At 40.6% G+C, this 17,227-nt stretch carries 15 protein-coding genes and 1 pseudogene; 7 read left to right on the top strand and 9 right to left on the bottom strand.

Features of this window, described 5'->3' with window-relative positions:
* Nucleotides 1-529: 529 nt before the first annotated feature.
* Nucleotides 530-1,840 (bottom strand): tyrosine--tRNA ligase, encoded by a 1,311-nt coding sequence (gene tyrS / locus F607_RS0118610; RefSeq protein WP_027709299.1) that lies wholly within the window; start codon nucleotides 1,838-1,840, stop codon nucleotides 530-532.
* 541 nt (nucleotides 1,841-2,381) lie between these two features.
* On the opposite strand from tyrS, the gene F607_RS30460 reads away from it, so the two are divergent.
* Together F607_RS30460 and F607_RS0118600 are read left to right on the top strand one after the other, a co-directional pair.
* Nucleotides 2,382-3,959 carry an OapA family protein gene (locus F607_RS30460; protein WP_038291803.1) on the top strand — a complete coding sequence of 526 codons (1,578 nt, stop codon included), beginning with the start codon at nucleotides 2,382-2,384 and terminating at the stop codon, nucleotides 3,957-3,959.
* Nucleotides 3,960-5,078: an anhydro-N-acetylmuramic acid kinase gene (locus F607_RS0118600; protein WP_027709298.1), complete on the top strand. Its 1,119-nt coding sequence runs from the start codon at nucleotides 3,960-3,962 to the stop codon at nucleotides 5,076-5,078.
* A gap of 133 nt (nucleotides 5,079-5,211) precedes the next feature.
* On the opposite strand, the gene erpA is transcribed toward F607_RS0118600, so the two are convergent.
* From erpA to argC, 4 genes are all read right to left on the bottom strand, one after another.
* On the bottom strand, nucleotides 5,212-5,571 hold the full coding sequence (erpA, locus tag F607_RS0118595) for an iron-sulfur cluster insertion protein ErpA (protein ID WP_027709297.1): 360 nt from the start codon (nucleotides 5,569-5,571) through the stop codon (nucleotides 5,212-5,214).
* Nucleotides 5,572-5,724: 153 nt separating this feature from the next.
* The gene (locus tag F607_RS0118590; protein WP_027709296.1) at nucleotides 5,725-6,171 is read right to left on the bottom strand and encodes a bactofilin family protein; all 447 of its coding nucleotides are present in this window, start codon (nucleotides 6,169-6,171) and stop codon (nucleotides 5,725-5,727) included.
* The gene (locus F607_RS0118585; protein ID WP_027709295.1) at nucleotides 6,155-6,931 is read right to left on the bottom strand and encodes a DUF6776 family protein; all 777 of its coding nucleotides are present in this window, start codon (nucleotides 6,929-6,931) and stop codon (nucleotides 6,155-6,157) included. Before F607_RS0118585 ends, F607_RS0118590 begins: the two co-directional genes overlap by 17 nt.
* 15 nt (nucleotides 6,932-6,946) lie before the next feature.
* Nucleotides 6,947-7,987: an N-acetyl-gamma-glutamyl-phosphate reductase gene (gene argC, locus F607_RS0118580; RefSeq protein WP_027709294.1), complete on the bottom strand. Its 1,041-nt coding sequence runs from the start codon at nucleotides 7,985-7,987 to the stop codon at nucleotides 6,947-6,949.
* A 510-nt stretch (nucleotides 7,988-8,497) separates the two neighbouring features.
* On the opposite strand from argC, the gene F607_RS0118575 reads away from it, so the two are divergent.
* Nucleotides 8,498-10,255: a chloride channel protein gene (locus F607_RS0118575; protein ID WP_038291802.1), complete on the top strand. Its 1,758-nt coding sequence runs from the start codon at nucleotides 8,498-8,500 to the stop codon at nucleotides 10,253-10,255.
* A gap of 27 nt (nucleotides 10,256-10,282) precedes the next feature.
* Nucleotides 10,283-10,705 (top strand): protoporphyrinogen oxidase HemJ, encoded by a 423-nt coding sequence (hemJ, locus tag F607_RS0118570; RefSeq protein ID WP_027709292.1) that lies wholly within the window; start codon nucleotides 10,283-10,285, stop codon nucleotides 10,703-10,705.
* A 45-nt stretch (nucleotides 10,706-10,750) separates the two neighbouring features.
* Here hemJ and F607_RS0118565 read toward each other — a convergent pair whose 3' ends face one another.
* The 3 genes from F607_RS0118565 to F607_RS0118555 all read right to left on the bottom strand — a co-directional run bounded on the left by F607_RS0118565 (nucleotide 10,751) and on the right by F607_RS0118555 (nucleotide 13,764).
* The gene (locus F607_RS0118565) at nucleotides 10,751-12,025 is read right to left on the bottom strand and encodes a tetratricopeptide repeat protein (RefSeq protein WP_027709291.1); all 1,275 of its coding nucleotides are present in this window, start codon (nucleotides 12,023-12,025) and stop codon (nucleotides 10,751-10,753) included.
* 282 nt (nucleotides 12,026-12,307) lie between these two features.
* Nucleotides 12,308-13,336: a PEP-CTERM sorting domain-containing protein gene (locus tag F607_RS35205; protein WP_027709290.1), complete on the bottom strand. Its 1,029-nt coding sequence runs from the start codon at nucleotides 13,334-13,336 to the stop codon at nucleotides 12,308-12,310.
* 146 nt (nucleotides 13,337-13,482) lie between these two features.
* A complete protein-coding gene (locus tag F607_RS0118555; RefSeq protein ID WP_157365528.1) occupies nucleotides 13,483-13,764 on the bottom strand; it encodes a hypothetical protein in 282 nt (93 codons plus the stop codon).
* A 410-nt stretch (nucleotides 13,765-14,174) separates the two neighbouring features.
* Between F607_RS0118555 and F607_RS0118550 the strand changes: the two genes are divergently transcribed.
* Nucleotides 14,175-14,870: a hypothetical protein gene (locus F607_RS0118550; RefSeq protein WP_027709288.1), complete on the top strand. Its 696-nt coding sequence runs from the start codon at nucleotides 14,175-14,177 to the stop codon at nucleotides 14,868-14,870.
* Nucleotides 14,871-14,926: 56 nt separating this feature from the next.
* Here the strand turns inward: F607_RS0118550 and F607_RS0118545 are convergent, their stop codons facing one another.
* Nucleotides 14,927-16,411, bottom strand: a complete 1,485-nt coding sequence (locus tag F607_RS0118545; protein ID WP_027709287.1) for an AAA family ATPase — start codon at nucleotides 16,409-16,411, stop codon at nucleotides 14,927-14,929.
* Between the two features lie 103 nt (nucleotides 16,412-16,514).
* Between F607_RS0118545 and F607_RS0118540 the strand changes: the two genes are divergently transcribed.
* Both F607_RS0118540 and F607_RS30455 read left to right on the top strand, forming a co-directional pair.
* A complete protein-coding gene (locus tag F607_RS0118540; RefSeq protein ID WP_027709286.1) occupies nucleotides 16,515-16,856 on the top strand; it encodes a histidine triad nucleotide-binding protein in 342 nt (113 codons plus the stop codon).
* Nucleotides 16,857-17,046: 190 nt separating this feature from the next.
* A pseudogene (locus F607_RS30455) lies at nucleotides 17,047-17,227 on the top strand (IS4 family transposase); the annotation flags it as partial.

The following is a 17,227-nucleotide window of genomic DNA, read 5'->3' as shown; positions in this document are numbered from 1 at the left end:
ACCCACACGAATTACTTGATCATTTGTTAAAGAACTTTGGTTAAGCGCTGGTCTCAACCAAGGCCGGCTATTCTACTGCCTCGCCTTGTTTTGTCAAGCTGCACGTTGAATTTTATTTCAACCTCAATCACAACCCAACCCGCCTCTCAGCGGCCGCGCATTCTAGCGCTTTCGATAACCTTGTCAACCCCCTCTTTTTCATCATCCTACTGAACGACGTTTGACGCACATCAAAAGAGGCTTAATCACCGTCTGTATCGGTGAAACCCTCTGGGCGTCGGGGACTTGAAAAGCGTTACCGCTGAAGTGAGGGCGCATTATAAGGAGCTCACCTGAAAGGTCAACTCCTTTCTGCTGGTAATTTATAAGTATAAATACTAAAACTTATCAAGCAAGAAACTCTGTGAAGTTTCTAAGGCATTTTTTTCATAGCAATATACTGTTGATAATTCGAAGTAACTAATAAAAAAACACCCTAGCAATAAAGCTTTTAACAAAGACAATGTGTATTGCTATAAGCCAAACTAACTCAGCAAGCACACTCAAATAAGTGATACTTCTTCTTACCCATACGCATAATAAAGAAGCGGCCATACAAGGCATACCTCTCAGAGAAGACTTCTTCAGCTTTCATGTTGTCTTCCATTGTCAGAGGACGACCGTTAACCAGAATAGCTTTTCGTCCTAACGCATCTTTAACCGGTTTACCTGAGCTAGCAAGCTCACCCTCTACACACAACTGGATAAGTGATTTGTCTTTAAGCTCTGCTTCATTAAGCAAAGTGGAAGGAAGACCATCTTGCTTTAACTGTAATAAGTCGCTTTCTGATAATGCATCAAGCTCTCCACTGAAAAGTGCTTGACTGATTCGCTCAGCCGCTTTATATCCATCTTCACCATGCACTAGACGTGTAACTTCCCGAGCTAGTATTTTTTGAGCTTGCTTTGGGCCTTGAGCCTGACCATCTTCCAACTCAATTTGCACAATGTTTTCTACTGGCAGAAACGTGAAATACTTTAAAAAGCGGTATACATCAGCATCAGCTGTATTTATCCAAAACTGATAAAATGCATAAGGTGATGTTCTATTTGCATCCAGCCAAACTGTGCCAGCCTCAGTTTTACCAAACTTAGTGCCATCTGATTTAGTAATCAAAGGTAGTGTCAGACCGTAAACCTGCGCATTATGCAGGCGGCGTGTTAAATCAATACCACCCGTGATGTTACCCCATTGGTCACTACCACCAATCTGCACGGAACAACCATACTGCTTGTAAAGTTCAGCGAAGTCGTATGACTGCAGCAGCATGTATGAAAACTCAGTGTAAGAAATACCTTCTCCTTCACGTTGAATACGTTGCTTAACAGATTCTTTGTTAATCATCATATTCACGGCAAAATGCTTTCCAACATCTCGTAAAAATGTCAGAACATCAAGCTGCTTTGTCCATTCATAGTTATTAACCACAAGCGCTTGTGCAGCCCCACTATCAAAATCTATAAATCTTGAAACTTGCTGACGAATTTTTTCAGTCCATTCTTGAATAATTTCAGGTGTATTGAGCTTACGTTCAGCCGCCTTAAAACTAGGGTCACCAATCATACCTGTAGCCCCACCCACCAAAGCGACAGGTTTGTGCCCAGCAAGCTGGAAACGACGTAAAGCTAAAAGAGGAACCAGACTACCAATGTGTAAACTGTCAGCAGTAGGATCAAAGCCACAATAGACAGTTCGGGACTGCTCATTTAAGTGAGCATGCAATTGATCCTCAGCCGTCATCTGAGCGATCAGCTGTCTATTTGTTAAATCATCAATCAGTGGATTTTGATCCGCAGACATTATTCAACCCTATATTCCGTCTTGCCTGATAATAAAGCGACTAATTTTAATGGCCCTAGGCGCATAAAGCCATAGCCTTAACCAATGTTCAGTATTTCAACTTAGCTAATGTTGAAAACTACTCATTTAGTAAGATCACTCAAGACAAATACCATATCAATTAATAAACGTTTCATTAGGTATTAAGAAGAAATAAACGACTCATTACTCCACAATAAATACATTATTAGTAGTACCTAATAAGTCACTTGGCCTATCAAACACGAAAGGTGTGTCTCATCTTACGTCTACTCGTCAGATAAATAATGCAGTTTATGAAAAAAATATGACGACCATGAAAAGTCGACAAACGGTTTTTTTTAGCACTAAAGTCGCTTTAGTCTTCATTTTCAACAACTTAATGGAATTTTTTAGTAATTAAACGATCTACGTTGTATTAAGACTTTTTGATATAAGCTTTTTTCGACTACATCACATTTGAATATTTGTTTATACTTTGGGCATTTACACCTATCACTGAACAAGGCGCTGTAAGAACATCATGAAAAAAGCTGATTTAACAGTAACAGGAAAACAGCGATTTCCAAGACAGCATTTGGTGATTGCTGGCGCACTTGCCGTAGGGATAGGGTTTTCAATTGGCTTTCTTCCAGCAGATAAAACAGAATCATCCAACAATACTACTGTTTCCGCACAGCAAGCAGTTGATCAAACCGTTTCGGTAACTTCTGTTACAACACCTATATCTAAAGACTCAGGCGTTAACACTGGGCAAATAGCGACTGTACAAAAAACGGATGATGCATCTGTAAAACCTGCTTTGAAAACCCAAGTAGATACGGTAACTGAAGCCGATAAACCCATTCATGTAGACTTAGGTATTGATAACCCTGATGACGTGATGCTGCCAGTATCAGTATCCCAACCTTCCGCTTTAACAAACCCTAAACCAGAAGACACTATCCTCCAAAGCCAGCCTCACCCCAAACCAGCACATCAAATAGCCGATCAAACACAAGGCAGTTGGTTTACAATCAAAGTGAACGCAGGAGACACTTTATCTTCCATTTTCTCTCGCCATGGTTTAGGCGTATCTAAGCTTTACAGCCTGATTAATAGTGGTCCAGAAGGAAAATCATTAGCGAAAATCCGGCCAGGTCAGTCTTTAGAGGTATTCTCATTCAATGGCAAACTAGAGAAAGTACGTTTTGTCCGTAACAAATTGGAAAGCATTTTATTTACAGCGACAGACAATGGCTATCGTGCCGAAAAAATAAAGCTCAAGCCCAATGTTCGTGCCAAAGTCGCTTCAGGCAAAATTAACCACTCCCTCTTTCTAGCTAGCCGGAAAGCAGGTTTATCTCATAAAATGACCATGCAATTAGCTAATATTTTTGCATGGGATGTCGACTTTGCTCTCGATATTCGTAAAGGGGATTCCTTCAAAGTTGTTTATGAAGAGAAATACCTTGATGGCGAAAAAATTGGTGATGGCAACATTCTCGCAGCAGAATTTAGCAATCGTGGCGAAACATTTACTGCGATTAACTATACTGACTCTGAAGGCGCAAACGACTTTTACTCTCCAGAAGGTCGCAGCATGCGCAAAGCCTTTATTCGGACACCTGTCGAGTTTTCACGTATAAGTTCTCGCTTTAGTCTAGGCCGCAAACACCCTGTTCTAAACCGTATTCGTGCACATAAAGGTGTTGACTATGCAGCCCCTCGGGGTACTCCAATTCGTGCTGCAGGTAATGGCAAGGTGGTATTTGCAGGGCGAAAAGGCGGTTATGGAAAAGTGGTTATTCTGCAGCATGGCGAACAATACAGTACACTTTATGCACATATGAATCGTATTGGTAAAGGCATTCGTGTTGGAACCAGAGTTCAGCAAGGTGATGTGATTGGTGCTGTTGGTGCTACTGGGCTAGCTACAGGACCACACTTACACTATGAGTTCCGTGTCAGTGGTGTACACAAAGATCCACTAAAAGTTAAATTGCCCAAGGCTATGCCGATTGCACGTAAAGAGCTAGCAAACTTTAAACAACAAGCCAAAAGTATGCTGTCATTGCTTAAAAATGCAGAAAATACGGCTATAGCACTGAAACAAGAGTAAATGGAATCCCACTTATATATTGGCTTAATGTCTGGAACTAGCTTGGACGGCCTTGATGCCGTCCTAGTTGACTTGACATCTTCACCAGGCAAACTTCTAAATTCAGCTCATCAACCTTATACCGACTCTCTTCGTCGCCAACTACATTCTCTTTGCCATGCAACACACTATGATGTGCACTTGCTAGCGCAAGCTGATTTAGACATTGCTTTACTCAGTACTCAACTCATTAAAGATTTACTCAGCAGCTCTAATATCAATAGCTCAGAAATTAAAGCTGTCGGTAGCCATGGGCAAACTATACGGCACTATCCTCAGTTAGGCTTTACCCACCAAATAGGTGACCCGAATATTATTGTTGAATCTACAGGTATCACCACAGTTGCGGACTTTCGACGGAGAGATATTGCTGCAGGTGGAGAAGGTGCACCACTTGTTCCTGCCTATCATGCTTATGCCCTCAGTCACCCTGACACGACTCGTTATATAGTCAATATTGGCGGTATGGCAAATGTTACGGTGTTACCACCACTCACAAAATCTACCGAACTTGATGTCCGAGGTTTCGATACTGGTCCAGGAAATGTGCTATTAGATGAGTGGTGTACACAACACTTAGGCCTAAACTTTGATAAAGATGGGCAGTGGGCATTATCTGGTCAGTGCATTCCAGAACTTTTAAGCCACTTTTTGCAGGACGCTTACTTCGACACCCCTCCTCCCAAAAGCACTGGTCGGGAGCATTTCAATACTTCTTGGCTTAATCAATACTTACGTGATTATTCAAAAGATAGTGCTAATGATGTACAAACTACTCTCACTTATTTAACGGTCAAAAGTATTATTGGAGCAATCCAACAGTACGGTATAGGCCCTGGTGATATTTTTATTTGTGGTGGTGGTGCTTACAACAAATTTTTGCTAAATATTTTTTCCCAAGAATTACCTATCGGCTATCAAGCATATACAACAGATGAACAAGGTCTCCCTGCCAATTGGTTGGAAGCCATTGCTTTTGCTTGGCTGGCAAAACAAACGCTAAATCATAAAACAGGAAACATCCCTAGCGTTACCAATGCTAAAGGACCTAGAGTATTAGGTGCGGTTTATTACCCCTGAAGCCCATTGCCTTAGCCGTTAGGGAAGAATGACATTTATTTCACTTATCAGGCGTACATAACAAAAGAGAGCATAGGGTATGCTCTCTTTTGTTATGCTCTGTTTAGAAGAGAGAAGCAAGTTACACTAAATTCTATATAGAGAAAGATGAACCACAACCACAGGTAGTCGCTGCGTTTGGATTATTGACCACAAATCGTGAGCCTTCCAGACCTTCTTGATAGTCAACTTCAGCACCAACCAGATACTGAAAACTCAAAGGGTCCACTACAAGCAGCACACCATCACGCTCAACCTGAGTATCATCATCAGCCATATCTTCTTCAAAGGTAAAACCATACTGAAAGCCTGAGCAACCACCGCCCGTCACAAAGACACGCAGTTTCAGTTGATCATTACCTTCCTCTTCAATTAAGTCTTTCACCTTAGCGGCTGCAGCAGCTGAAAAGTTGATGGCAACAGTTTCATTTGGGTCAAAAGTCTCAACGGTCATTTATGCTCCACATCCATCATTGCAACCCTGAATGAATATTATCCAAGTAACCAAGTGTTTCCGTCAACTTTTTCCTGACTTATTACAAGAAACATTTTCCAGACTGCAGCAAGTCAACTAGGCAATTTACCACACTAAGTCTCAGGACTTCCTTTACGATGCCCCTTCCGCTACAGCTTGAGCTTTTACCGTCAACGCTGCTACCGTTTTTTTCTTGACCTTATCGTCTGCTTTTGGGCAATACTCAAGGCTACCATTCACCTGTGACCCTTTCACCATCTCTATCTGATTGTAATACACATTACCAGCTACAATAGCTTTTGAAGCCAACTCTAAATGGTCAGATGAGTAAAGATCTCCTGTCACAGTACCGTTAATGACAACATTAGGCGCTTTGATATCACCTTCAACAATGCCTTGATCAGCCAAGCGAACTAAGCCATCCTGCCCAGTGACATTACCCTTGACTCGTCCTTCTATTTGCAAAGCACCGGTAAACTGTATATCCCCAAACAGAACAGTGCCTTTAGATATTAGTGTTATGTTTTCGCCATGCTTATCAATGCTTGTACTTTTTCTTTTATTACCCTTGCCCCACATTTAACTGGGCCTCCTTCTTCCACATAAATTTCTTTTCTACCCGTTTGGCGTTAGCGCCTGTTTTACGTGCTTCTACCAATACATACTCAGGCTCAAACCCTTCAGGTAAATCCATAATGCCGAAATGGCCATCCGGGCCGGGTATTTCCTGGTAGTATACAAAACCAAGCTTGATGTCTTTTGATTCTACATTTTTTGAAATTTCACTTAGTGGTATTTCTTGATGAATACCAGCTTTCTTACCAATAATAGTCACACTGGCAAAACCATTAAGCTTGTTGTGACGTTTAGCTATTTGAGTAAGCCTTAACTTATACCGAAACTGACGTGGGTTGTCCGTAGCCTTCAGCTCGAACTTTTGTATACTCAAGCCCTTAGCTTGATCCGTTGGCTGCATGATGCTTTTTAAAAAGCTCACTTCCTGCTCTAGCTCAAGGTTTTCTGCCTGTAACTTGCGTAAATGCTGGCGAATACTTTCATTAGTATGCTGGTCTATTTGTCGACTCCGCTCCATTACCGCAAGCTTCTGCGTCAAATCAGCTATTTTATCATCCTGATCATCAATTAAATCTTTCAACTGTCCTGTTTCATATTCCACCGCATATTTAGCCTCAACACCCACAAACTGTCCGATGTAAAAACTTGCAGCCCCAACAGCCAAAAGTATTAACCAATATAATAAATGCGCCAGTAGTCGTCTGACAGGATGGTATGGAACAACTACCAAACGTTCTTGTTTGCTTCCTTTTACCGCAGTCATAATCTCTCCTGCAATCTAGGGCAGTACTGCCGTTACCTGTAAGCCCAATTGCTCTGGAAACCCGAGCATGATATTCATATTTTGAACTGCCTGACCTGCAGCCCCTTTAACCAAATTATCTATAACCGATAACACCACTACAGTGTCTTTCTGAAGTGGTTGATGAACTGCTATACGACAAAGATTACTGCCTTTAACACTTCTTGTTTCAGGGTGGCTGCTGGCAGGCATCACGTCAACAAAAGGCTCATGTATATAGTGTTGCTCAAACAGTTCTTGCAAGTTTGTGCCAGCTACTGACAACTTACCATAGCATGTAGCATGAATACCCCGAATCATGGGCGTCAAGTGAGGTACAAATGTCAAAGCAACTTGTTGTATATCAACCTGACCCGCTTGAGCTAACCCTTGTACAATTTCAGGCAAGTGTCTGTGCCCAGCAACACCATAGGCTTTAAAGTTCTCACTGGTTTCACAAAGTAAAGTGCCTACATTTGCTCCACGCCCTGCACCACTCACCCCAGACTTGGTATCTGCTATCAATGACTGCAAATCAACTAGCTTATGCTTGATAAGTGGAAGCAAAGCCAGTTGAACCGCTGTTGGATAACAGCCAGGGTTTGCAACCAACTGAGCCTTCTGAATAAGCTGGCGATTAACTTCAGGAAGCCCGTACACGGCAAAATCAAGTAACTCTGGACAATGGTGCGGTTGTCCATACCACTCAGCCCACTGATTTGCGTCATGCAGCCGAAAGTCAGCAGCCAAGTCAATCACCCGTACTCCTTGAGCCAATAGACCTGGTACTTGCTTCATTGCCACACCGTTTGGAGTCGCGAAAAAAACCAAATCACAATCAGCCAAAGGTGCTTCATCTGGACGATCAAAGCGCAATGATGTTATTCCACGTAAATTAGGATAGAGTTCAGCGACTTCTCGCCCCTGCTCTGCTCGAGAAGTGATAGTAACAACCTCTGCTTCTGGATGAGCTAACAATAAACGTAATAACTCAGCACCGGTATATCCAGTCCCACCCACAATACCAATTCTTTTCACACCAACCTCTATTTGCACAAGCTAAAGTAAACCATATCCTTGAGAAAATGTATTTTAGCATTAATCAATAAATTATCCTGAAGGTATTCAATCAGTATACAACGAAGAAAACTCTCATGTAGTCATTCAAAGTAAATGACGAACACGATAATATACCCGTTAATAATCTAAATAGAGGCACTAATTTATTAGACACTTAGCTTAAAAAAGATGATTGCCACTGCACAGTGCCTACTTTCAGTACGCCGAGTAAATTACCTAACTATCATCATATACATTAAAGGCAACATTGATCGATAACGCTAAGGAAAGCGCTCATTAAAGTTAAGGAAATACGCATAACCACTATGAGCATTTTGATTTTCTGCTAGAACAAATCAGGCGCTACAATAATCGCCCCAGCGTCTGATAAACACTTGAGTGAAGTATACGCAAAACGTTTGAGACACTTTATGCGTTACTTGCTTAACCTGCGATTAACGCATTTATTCAATATACTCTTGGTTAACTATGTTAAAGGATAGATTTCGTTTACCTACACTGGAGCGCTTCCGACATCAAGTTGCAGATGTCAATGCTTTACCTCAGCTTGCAATTTTAGGTTTTTTCTCTGGTTTATTTTCCGGCATGGTCGTTATTCTGTTTCGTCATGCCGTTGAGTTACCTTTACAACACATATTGCCCAATTTTGATGACGAAAACTTTGAAGGCCTGACTTTAGTCGAACGCATAGGATTACCACTTTTTGTTGGTATGCTAATTTTAATCACCCTTTATAGAGTAAAACCCAAATATCTACGTGTAGGTATTACCCATGTGATCGAGCGGCTCAGTTATCATCAAGGCCATTTACCTATTAAAAATATGCTGGTTCAATTTTTTGGTGGCAGTCTTGCTATTATTTCTGGACAACCTGTTGGACGCGAAGGCCCTGCCGTGCACCTTGGTGCAGCATGTAGTAGTTTGCTGGGCCAGTGGTTAAAGTTACCAAACAACAGTATTCGTACACTGGTAGGCTGTGGTGCTGCAGGTGCTATTTCTGCAGCATTTAACACGCCTATAGCAGGCGTCATTTTCGCTATGGAAGTGATTATGATGGAATATACTATTGCCGGATTTACACCTGTTATTCTAGCTGCAGTCACAGCAGCTGTACTTTCTGAAATGGTGTATGGCATGGCACCTGCGTTCAGTGTTCCTCCCATGTTTCTCGCCTCACTTTGGGAACTGCCTCTGGTGGTCATCGTTGGAATTCTGGCGGGAATACTAGCCGCATGTTTCACTCATTTAGTTCAATTAAGCTGTAAGCTTCGCACTCGACCACTTTGGCAACGCATTATACTTGCTAGCTTATTAACCGCTATTTCTGGGGCGATCCTTCCTGAAATTATGGGGGTTGGCTATGATACCGTGAATATGACACTGTCAGGTATTATCCCCCTGCAATTACTTTGCTTTCTGGTTATTGGCAAGTTACTCGTAAGCGGCACAATCTGTGGCCTGGGACTACCAGGTGGACTTATAGGGCCAGTACTGTTTATAGGCGCATCGCTTGGTGGAGCACTAGGTATTGCAGGTGCATATTTAACAGACTCTTCAGGCTCACCTAGTGGTTTCTATGCCATGCTGGGTATGGGGGCAATGATGGGCGCTGTGCTACAAGCTCCATTGGCTGCACTTATGGCAGTACTAGAGCTGACACAAAATCCACATATCATTTTGCCCGCCATGCTGGTCATTGTGGTTGCAAGTATGACCAGCAAATACTTTTTTAAAAAACCTTCAGTGTTTTTAACTCAGTTACAAGCGCAAGGCTTGAACTTTCGAAATGATCCTTTATCTCAAGCACTTCAGCGTACAGGTGTGTCATCAATTATGGAGCGACAGTTTGTGCGTTTGGCACGCCACTGTACCTACGACGAGGCTAGTCAGGCACTCACAACGAATCCAATCTGGATTGTCATTGATACCAATAAACCAGAGGCTATTTTACTGGCTGCAGACTTAGCCCGATATCTTGGACAAACTCAAGAGGAAGCTAACGACGAGCCTGAGAGTGACACTATAGATTTGCTGGCACTACCTGGTGAACGTAAAGATATTACTCCTCTCTATATTCAGGCCACTTTGCATGAAGCATTAGAGAAACTCGATCAAACACAAGTTGAAGCGCTGTACATTACCAGTGTGAGTGCACCGATGATTAATAGAATAAATGGTATTATCACACGTAAAGCAATCGAACGATTCTATCAATTCAAACACTGATTTTTCACCAATGCTTAAGGGAGTATTATGCTCTGGATTAAAGCTTTACATCTAATTGCTATGGTGTGTTGGTTTGCAGGATTATTTTATCTACCAAGACTGTTTGTTTATCATGCTATGGCTGAAGATACAACAAGTCAAACCTATTTTAAAACGATGGAACGAAAATTATATCGTGGCATTACTACGCCAGCAATGATTGCAACCTTGGTATTTGGAATATGGCTATTAAGTTATAACTGGCAAGCCTACCTAAAAATGGGATGGATTCATGCAAAGCTATCATTAATTGTATTGCTAGTAATTTACCACTTTATTTGCGGATATTTTGTGAAGCTATTTCAAAATAACGCAAACAAACGTAACCATACTTACTACCGTATTTTTAACGAAATACCTGTATTTTTACTATTAGGTATTATTATACTTGCCGTTGTCCGTCCTTTTTAAGTACAAAATATGCGCTTTAAAAAGCGCATATTTTGTACTTGATACTTACAACTGTTCTAATGCTTGTTCAGCATCTTTCATGTCAGGATTGATAGACAATGCTTGTAGTAAAAAATACTTTGCCTTCTCTAAATTTTTCAAATCACGGTAAAGAATACCTGCTTGATAGTTAATATTGGCATCCCCTGACTGTTCCGACACATATTCCTTAATTAAGTTAAGTGCTTCAGGTGTTTTACCTTGTGCATGATAAATCCATGCTAGTAACTGCCGATATTTCTTATTTTCAGGATCAAGCATCACTGCTGTACGTCCCCACTCTGATGTACGGTCTATAGAAACCAATTGTTTCTGGCTAAGCCCCAAACTAGCTAAATGAAAATAAATTTCAGCATTTTCAGGGTTTTCTTCCTGCAACGATTGGTAAGCCGTCAATGCTTTTTGATACTGACCACTAAGAAAGTAGACTCTTGCTATTTTTAGTTTTGCCAACAAATTACTACTATTATCTTCTTCTACATTTTCGTAGGCTTTCAAGGCATTATTCCAATCCCTTTGTAATAAGTAGCTATCTCCCTGCAAAATAAAAGCGCTAGAGTATTTGGGAAATTTACTCAGTAATGTTTTTGTACGATTAATGGCTTCTACAAAATGGCCCTGTAAATAGGCACTTTGCGCCAATGCCCAAAATGGTTCAATTCGATCTGGAGATAGTTGGTTAGATCTAAGTAGACTTTTCTCAGCTTCATCATACTTTTCAAGCCTTAGTAACGCTGCCCCAAGTGCAAAATGTGCCCCCCCATGACTGGGAAAAAGTGCAATTGCACGCTTGTAATAGTCAACAGCTAATGCAGGCTTGTTGAACACATTCATATATAAGTCGCCAACATCAATCTGAGCAACAAATAATGTAGGATCTAGCTTTTCTGCAATGAGTAAGTGACGCAAAGCTTGCTGGTGTTTTTGTTGTAAAGAGAAACTCCTAGCGATAGCAGCATGTAGTCTTGCGTTTTTAGGGTAATTATCTACCCCTTTGATGAGCAGTTCATGCATTTCAGTATATTTTTTTTGATGCAGATATACTTCAGCTAACAAAATGTAATAATTAACATTCTCAGGGAAATTCTCATAAAGTCGCTCAATAACAACCTTCGCCTGAGTATATTGCTTATTTTGCAATAATTGTTTTGCTTCATTAATGAGTTGCTGTTGACTAAATGAATACGGGTGACTATATGGTAACGTTTTGATCGTTGACGAAACAGTATGTGGTGACAAGATACTTATTACCAGCCACAACGGTAAGTGTTTTAGTCTCATTACATTTCCCTTAGCCAGTGAGTTATATAGTTAACTTTTCTAACTAAAAGGGCATGTTTTAGGCCAGACAGTATACTTTTTTAAAATTCAGATAGTTAGCATTTAATAAACAAACCTAAAAATGCCAACTGTAAAAAACATAAACATTACTGCTACATATTTATTAACAAAACAATACAACAATTACCACTAACTAAAACACCAACAAAAAATTAATATTAAAAATATAAATAGATGCCTAAAAGGCATCTATTTTTATTGGGCAAAGTAGTTTAACAACTATTAGTTACGGCGACGACGGAATAAACCTAATCCTAAACATCCCAATGCTAGAACACCTAAGCTACCAGGCTCTGGTGTAGGAATAGGATCTGGTGTTGGATCAGGGAAAATAATATCACCACCAACTTCAGAGAAAGCAAAGAAAAATACAGGTGAATCAACATTTGGAACAGACTCACCCAAAACATCATCAAAAATACTAGAATAGCCAAGCGAAACTACCTCTGCCCCTATTTCACCTAGGATAGTTGTAGCTTCAGCCTCATCTTCTCCAGCCCCATAAAAAATATCAAATGAGACCGATTCACCATCAGCTAAATCCCCAAACCCAAAGACAAATGCAGCGCCATGATCATTGGGCCCACATTTCACAAAATCAGTATCTACACCACATGGACCAATATCAGCCAAAGGTAAAAGAGTAGGATTAGGTACCGCAAAACCATTATTACTTGTACCTAAAACATTAGCTGCATCAGAGCCCAGTATAGTAACAAACTCATCAAATTCAGTAGGAGGTACATCCCAGTCCATTGCCCGCATATAACGAACATCCATCAATGGCGCACCTGTCGTATTGAAAATCGAGACTGTCGCCTGATAAGCATTACCAGGAGCCCCCGCAAACGGCATATACTCATGCTTAACCAACACCCCAGCTAAGTCAGTTAAGTGAACATCAGATGTTGCTGTAGTCGCATCAGAAACAAACCCATCTACAGTAATATTAGATACACCGCCGCTATCAACACTAGCAAACCCGATATGGGTTCCTCCATTAACGACAGAAACCCCCCACCCTTCGCATAAACAACCAGGGGATGTCGCATCGCCAACAGGGACATAAGTTAGCCCTGTCGAACCTGTATTAATTGTGACCCCCATAATATCAGCGACATTTAAATGACCTTCGTCATTCACACCAAGTACAATATCACCTGACACTAATTGTGCATCAGCAAATAGCCATGATGACAATGTAAACGAAGATATCGCACAAAGCGCCAGTGATAAACTTTTCAATCTCATATTTTGCTCCCCAGCAAGTGTTATTTAGAAAGACACTTGCTGCAGAGCACGAACTAGACCAACCCATAAAAACCCAAGTAAAACAATGCATTAGCCATTTTTCTTCAACCATTAAAAAATGTCATGTAAACCCAATAAACATTCAATTATTCTGTTGAAGTTTCGACAAACTCCCAACCATGATCGGTATAAATCCACGCAGACCCGTTTTGTTGACTAAATCGAAAAATAACGACTCCACTCTTTGAGTCAGTAACACTTAATTTATAACTAGCAAAGTCATAGTTATTTTTTTTCCCCGTTTCTTTTAATGACTTCCAGGCTATACCATTAAAAGCCCAGCTATCGCCTGAATAGGTATCCAGCTTAATTGTAATCGGGTTCTGGGCTGTTTCCTGAAACGTGTAAATATCAAACCGATTACTCATAAGTTCTTCGGCTACACAAAAAACAGGTAGCATATATATAATCATCAAATACACGTATTTTTTATTTAACATTATCGTAACAACCTATTTTTTGTGGAAATCGATAGCTACTGAACAAACCAAGATCTACAGGCAATTCATCCTATATTTATAGAAGCTATGATATCACTGGATATTTTTCTATTATTAGAACTATAGATTATTGTTCCTAACTTCAACTAGGGGCATTACAACTATGATTGCTACAACTATACCCAGTACGAATGGTTTTTAGGTGCGGCCATCGAGTGACGAAGCCCCATGAGCCTATATTAATAGGTGATTAAGGTAAGGAGTGAAGATAACAAAACCTAGAAATCATTCGTGAAGGCTATATCCATACTATTCTTGATTTTACAGGAACTGACCACATGGACAGTAATACAGATCTGATGATGTCATTTATGCAAACATCACATATCTCGAAAAACTCACCTCAATTTATTCAAGCTACAGAAACACTACAACTTTTTGACTTAACCCAGTTAGACCTTGACAACCTGCCAAATACAACAGAAATAAGAGTATCTAAGCTAATAAAAAATATATGGTATTTATGCTTTAGTTTACTTTGCTTTATTTTTATTGCGAGTTTAATGGGCTTTTTACCGAGTTGGCTGGGGGGCGTTATAGGCGCCTTCGCATTTTTACTTGCCATTACCTACTCAGATGAAATATTACCCCATTTTAGTGGCGCAACTCACTACCAACGACTTATTAACCAATATAAAAAAGAGATAGACCGAGCAAAACTATACATTATGAATTATGAGAAAGAGCATGGATACATCCACTTTTTGTTTCCTCTTTTAGAGTTTGAATCAAAGCTCAGAACCCCTATAAATTTAAAGCTTTTATCTCTTTCTCGCTCAAAGAAAATAATGGGTTATTTAAACTCTGCTGAACAAATAACTCATTACAAAAACTTTATCCACGAAGCCCAGTCAGCATTAATCAAAATGCAAAACCAACAAATACCCATGGAGCAAAACAAAGAAGGACAAGAAAAAAGCACGATAACCAATGAAAAACACCATGAAGAAGGCCAACTCTCAGATGCAAGTTAACCTTCATTGAGGATTTTATTAATAATACGACTATTTTAGGATTTACAGGTAAGTACTTACTGAGCCTGAACCGTCCTGCTCTCCGCCCAGTTCCGTAACATTGCTATATCTTCCGCCATTACTACAGAAAGAGGGCTTGTTGATTGAATATTTTTTTCCAGATGTGACTGTTGAAGCAGTTCATCACTCGCCTTGGCTGAGTAAAGTGCTCCCACAATAACTTGCTCAATTTCTGAACCCGAAAAACCATTTGTAAGCTCCACTAAAGTATCTAAGTCATAAGCCTCTGATTCAATACTACGCTTATTAAAATGAATGCCGAAAATTTCTCGACGTACTTCAGCATCGGGTAAATCAACAAAGAAAATCTCGTCCAAGCGCCCTTTCCGAATTAGTTCTGGTGGTAATTGTGTTATATCATTTGAAGTTGCAACGACAAATACCGCTTTTTTGCGCTCAGCCATCCATGTTAATAATGTGCCTAATATGCGCTTTGAGGTGCCATCATCACTCCGCCCTACAGCTATGCCTTTTTCAATTTCATCCATCCATAAGACACAGGGTGACATCACATCAGCAAGTTTTAGGGCTTCTCTAATATTGCGCTCAGTCTCACCAATATATTTATTATAAAGCGCGCCAAAATCCATTTTCAGCAAGGGAATTCCCCACATCCCCGCTACAGCTTTTGCAGCCAAGCTTTTACCTCCCCCCTGCACACCCAGCAACATCACGCCTTTGGGTATGTCCTGCTGCTCTGATGGCTGTAGAAATGCTGTTCTTCGTTGGCTTAACCAGGCTTTAAATGCACTTAACCCACCGACCTCAGAAAAATGCGCAGTTTCATACTCAAAACTCAAAACACCTTCCATATCCATCAGCGAAAACTTTGCCTTATTCACTTCCGGCAAATCATCAACCGTAATTGCACCATCATCAAAAATTGCACCTCTCGTCAGCTGTCGTGCCTCATTTAAACTCAAACCGCGCAGGTTACTGACCAGTTTATCCAGCGTCTTACTATCGGTTTTGACTCTTCGTCCAAGATTCTTTTTAGACCAGTTGTTAGCTTCCTCTCTTACCATAGCTAATAGCTGCTCATCTGTTGGTAGTGATAGCTCAAAGTGAGCACCAAGCCGCTTTAACTCGGGGGGTAAGTCTAATGCATGACTTAAAAGCACGACAGTATGCCGCAGTTGAGAGTGCTGTAGCGCTATATCTTTTAATAAACGGATATTTCGGTGCTCATTTGGTTGAAGAAAAGGGTGGAAGTCACACAGCACAAAAAGGCTAGGAACTGTTTCTTTTTTGATATGAGCTAAAACATCATCGGGCTCAGTGATTGCTTCATTATCAGAGCCATGTCCAAATCCTAGCCGGTTTAACCCCTCTGTTACACTCCAGGTAAACAGCACTAAGCCACGATTCATTGCTAAACGAGTCATCATCTCAAGCACACGAAGCTCGTCGTATGACTCTATAACGATAATGGGCTTACCTGCATCAATGACTAAGCCAAGATCATGGATATCGTTTTTCAATGTCTGCTCCAAAACACCCTTTTTAATCAAACTGTTGTTTGACTCTTCAGTGTAAGTTAACGTTTATTTCTGAAATTTAATTTAGGACAAAAGGATTAAGTCTGTGTCTTGTATTTTTTGTAAAATCATCAATCGTGAGCTTGATGCTCAGATTGTTTATGAGGATGAGCTAACACTGGCTTTTCGTGATATAGCCCCTGCAGCTCCCCATCACTTGCTCGTAATCCCCAAAGCCCATATCAGTACCATCAATGAAGCAGATAATACACATCAAGCACTACTTGGCCATATGCTTTTGGTAGCTAAACGTTTAGCACAGGATGAGAATATTGCTGAAAAAGGTTATCGGCTGGTGATGAACTGTAACAGTCAAGGAGGACAAACTGTTTTTCATATCCATCTTCATGTAATAGGTGGGAGAAATATGCATTGGCCTCCTGGTTAGCCCCCCATGTTAGGAAAAAAGTGACTAACGAATAACTACATTACTTGAAACCAAGATTAAACAATTAACCCCAGCAGCTATGTACAGGACAAAAAGCTGAATAAATGAGAAAAATCAACTAGTTAGAAGTGAATTAATCCCTCATTGGTATTACAATTCAGGCTGCGAAACCATGAAGAATTGTAAAACAATGAAAGAGATCAATTCACTCACCAAAGAGCTTAAAGGGGTTTTTGGTTGGCATCAAGCCCGAGTCACCTTGCTAGCCCAATTTATTCTAGCACTGGTAAAGGTTCGTTCAGTCAATCTCACACGTATAGCCCAAGTGTTTTATGGTACGACCTTACCGGCATCGAATTATAAGCGTCTTC

The organism is Zooshikella ganghwensis DSM 15267, from assembly GCF_000428585.1.
In the GTDB taxonomy this organism is placed as follows: Bacteria; Pseudomonadota; Gammaproteobacteria; order Pseudomonadales; family Zooshikellaceae; genus Zooshikella; species Zooshikella ganghwensis.
The sequence above is the reverse complement of the archived record's forward strand: the minus strand, read 5'-3'. Positions and strand labels throughout refer to the sequence as shown.

Bases quoted from the DNA above. Each gene is read 5' to 3' on its own strand.
- tyrS (WP_027709299.1), bottom strand. From the start codon at position 1,840: ATGTCTGCGGATCAAAATCCACTGATTGATGATTTAACAAATAGACAG.
- F607_RS30460 (WP_038291803.1), top strand. From the start codon at position 2,382: ATGAAAAAAGCTGATTTAACAGTAACAGGAAAACAGCGATTTCCAAGA.
- F607_RS0118600 (WP_027709298.1), top strand. From the start codon at position 3,960: ATGGAATCCCACTTATATATTGGCTTAATGTCTGGAACTAGCTTGGAC.
- erpA (WP_027709297.1), bottom strand. From the start codon at position 5,571: ATGACCGTTGAGACTTTTGACCCAAATGAAACTGTTGCCATCAACTTT.
- F607_RS0118590 (WP_027709296.1), bottom strand. From the start codon at position 6,171: ATGTGGGGCAAGGGTAATAAAAGAAAAAGTACAAGCATTGATAAGCAT.
- F607_RS0118585 (WP_027709295.1), bottom strand. From the start codon at position 6,931: ATGACTGCGGTAAAAGGAAGCAAACAAGAACGTTTGGTAGTTGTTCCA.
- F607_RS0118575 (WP_038291802.1), top strand. From the start codon at position 8,498: ATGTTAAAGGATAGATTTCGTTTACCTACACTGGAGCGCTTCCGACAT.
- hemJ (WP_027709292.1), top strand. From the start codon at position 10,283: ATGCTCTGGATTAAAGCTTTACATCTAATTGCTATGGTGTGTTGGTTT.
- F607_RS0118565 (WP_027709291.1), bottom strand. From the start codon at position 12,025: ATGAGACTAAAACACTTACCGTTGTGGCTGGTAATAAGTATCTTGTCA.
- F607_RS35205 (WP_027709290.1), bottom strand. From the start codon at position 13,336: ATGAGATTGAAAAGTTTATCACTGGCGCTTTGTGCGATATCTTCGTTT.
- F607_RS0118555 (WP_157365528.1), bottom strand. From the start codon at position 13,764: ATGAGTAATCGGTTTGATATTTACACGTTTCAGGAAACAGCCCAGAAC.
- F607_RS0118550 (WP_027709288.1), top strand. From the start codon at position 14,175: ATGGACAGTAATACAGATCTGATGATGTCATTTATGCAAACATCACAT.